Raw genomic sequence first — 2,510 nt, 5'->3', positions numbered from 1 at the left:
CCGCGGCCTGCTGACCGCGATCGACGGCGTGTCCTTCGACATCGCGCCGGGCGAGGTGCTGGGCGTGGTCGGCGAATCCGGCGCCGGCAAGTCGATCACCGGCACCGCCGTGATCGGGCTGATCGACCCGCCCGGCCGCATTGCCGGCGGCGAGATCCGGCTGAAGGGCGAACGGATCGACGGGTTGAAGCCGGAGGCGATGCGGCGGATCCGCGGCCGGCGCATCGGCATGATCTTCCAGGACCCGCTGACCAGCCTGAACCCGCTCTACACCGTCGGCCGGCAGCTGACCGAGACCATCACCACCCATCTCGCCCTCAACCGCGACGCCGCCCGGCGCAAGGCGATCGGGCTGCTGGAGGAGGTCGGCATCCCGGCCGCGGCGGCGCGGATCGATGCCTATCCGCATGAATTCTCCGGCGGCATGCGCCAGCGCGTGGTGATCGCCCTGGCCCTGGCGGCGGAGCCGGAGCTGGTGATCGCGGACGAGCCGACCACGGCGCTCGACGTCTCGGTCCAGGCCCAGGTGATCGCGGTGCTGAAGCGGCTGTGCCGCGAACGCGGCACGGCGGTCATGCTGATCACCCACGACATGGGCGTGATCGCCGAGACCGCCGACCGGGTGGCGGTGATGTATGCCGGCCGGATCGCCGAGATCGGGCCGGTGCGGGCCGTCATCAAGCACCCGCACCACCCCTACACCAGCGGGCTGATGGGCTCGATCCCGACGCTGGATGTCACGGCCGATATCGGCCCCGGCGCCCGGCTGCAGCAGATCCCCGGCGCGATGCCGCGGCTGGACGCCATCCCGGCCGGCTGCGCCTTCAACCCGCGCTGCCCCGTGGTGTTCGAGCGCTGCCGCCATGACCGGCCGGAGCTGATCGCGACCGGGCCGGGGGCGGCGGCCTGCTGGCTGGCGGCGGAAGGAGAGGGGGCATGACGCGGGACGCTCTGGTCGAGGTCGTGGCGCTGCACCGCCGGTTCGACCTGTCGCAGCCCTGGCTCGGCCGGGTGCTGGGCGGCGCGCCGCGGCTGACGCTGAAGGCGGTGCAGGATGTCAGCTTCACCATCGGCCGGGGCGAGACCGTCGCCCTGGTCGGCGAATCCGGCTCCGGCAAATCCACCATCGCCCGCATGGTGGTGGGGCTGCTGCCGCCCAGCGACGGCGCCGTGCTGATCGACGGGCTGGACCTGGCCGACCCGACCAAGAAGCCGCAACTGGCCAAGCTGCGGCGGCGGATCCAGATGATCTTCCATGACCCCTATGCCAGCCTGAACCCGCGCTGGCGGGTCGACCGCATCGTCGCCGAACCGATCCGCGCCTTCGGCCTGGCCTCCGGCGCCGGGGTCGCGGCCCGGGTGGCCGAACTGTTGCAGCGGGTCGGGCTCGACGCCCGCGACGGCCGCAAATTCCCGCATGAATTCTCCGGCGGCCAGCGCCAGCGCATCTGTATCGCCCGGGCGCTGGCGTCGAAGCCGGATTTCATCGTCTGCGACGAGCCGACCTCGGCGCTCGACGTCTCGGTCCAGGCCCAGATCCTGAACCTGATGAAGGATCTGCAGGACCAGTTCGGCCTGACCTATCTGTTCATCAGCCACAATCTGGCTGTGGTGAAGCACATGGCCGGCCGGATCGGCGTGGTTTATCTCGGCCGCATGGTCGAGCTGGCGCCGACCGCCGACCTGTTCCGGGGGCCGCGCCACCCCTACACCCGCATGCTGCTCGACGCGCTGCCGGACCTGGAGATGACCGGCCGGCCGCGCAAGATAGTGGAGGGCGAGATCCCCAGCCCGATCGCGCCGCCGCCCGGCTGCGCGTTCCATCCGCGCTGCCCGCTGGCCAACGACCGCTGCCGGCAGGAGGTGCCGCAGCCCATCGCCGCCGGCAGCGCCCTGGTCGCCTGCCACGCCGTCCAGGAAGGGCGCGACCGGGCCGCGGCGTAGTGGGGCGGTTCGGGGTGCTGATGCCGCCCTTCCATCACCGTCATCGCGAGGCGCGCAGCGCCGTGGCGATCCAGGCTGGTGCCGCTCGGGCGGCGCGATGGATCGCTTCGCTGCGCTCGCGATGACGGTGTTGGGGAGGCGCCAACACCTTCGGCCCCTCCCGCGGGGCAGGAGAGGCGAAACACTCGGTGGTCGGGCTCGCGTTGGCGGACCCGCACTTCCACCCCTGCCTGTCATGCCCGGACCTGATCCGGGCATCCAGAGACTGTCGACATCTCCTGGATTGCCGGGTCAACCCTCGGATCAAGTCCGAGGACGGCAATGACAACAAGGGAGAGTGCGATCACCCCGTATCCGGCGGCTTTGGACTGCGGCTGCTGCCGGCATGGAATTCGGGCGGATCCCCCGGCCAGGGCTCGTCGTCCTCCGGCGGCACGACGCCCATCCTCTCCAGGGTCTTGTCCGCCGCTTCCAGCCAGCGCTTCACCCGTGGCGGATATCCCCAATACCGGGACAGCGTCTCCACCGCGATCTCTGCCGGGGTGACCTCCACCAGCTCCGCGATC

Annotated in this window: 3 protein-coding genes; 2 read left to right on the top strand and 1 reads right to left on the bottom strand. The window is 71.2% G+C overall.

Annotated features, from left to right (window positions below):
* Both AC3XYG_RS21445 and AC3XYG_RS21440 read left to right on the top strand, forming a co-directional pair.
* Nucleotides 1-940, top strand: a 940-nt coding sequence (locus AC3XYG_RS21445; protein ID WP_489141902.1) for an ABC transporter ATP-binding protein, incomplete at its 5' end; no start/stop codon positions are given.
* Complete coding sequence (locus tag AC3XYG_RS21440; RefSeq protein ID WP_489141901.1) at nt 937-1,944, top strand: ABC transporter ATP-binding protein; 1,008 nt, start codon at nt 937-939, stop codon at nt 1,942-1,944. The genes AC3XYG_RS21445 and AC3XYG_RS21440, both read left to right, overlap by 4 nt.
* Nucleotides 1,945-2,287: 343 nt before the next feature.
* Here the strand turns inward: AC3XYG_RS21440 and AC3XYG_RS21435 are convergent.
* Nucleotides 2,288-2,510: hypothetical protein (locus AC3XYG_RS21435; protein WP_489141900.1), on the bottom strand; the 223-nt coding region annotated here is incomplete at its 5' end.

The sequence above is a fragment of the Inquilinus sp. genome (assembly GCF_057815775.1).
Note: the sequence above shows the minus strand (reverse complement) of the source record. Positions and strands in the feature narration are given on the sequence as shown.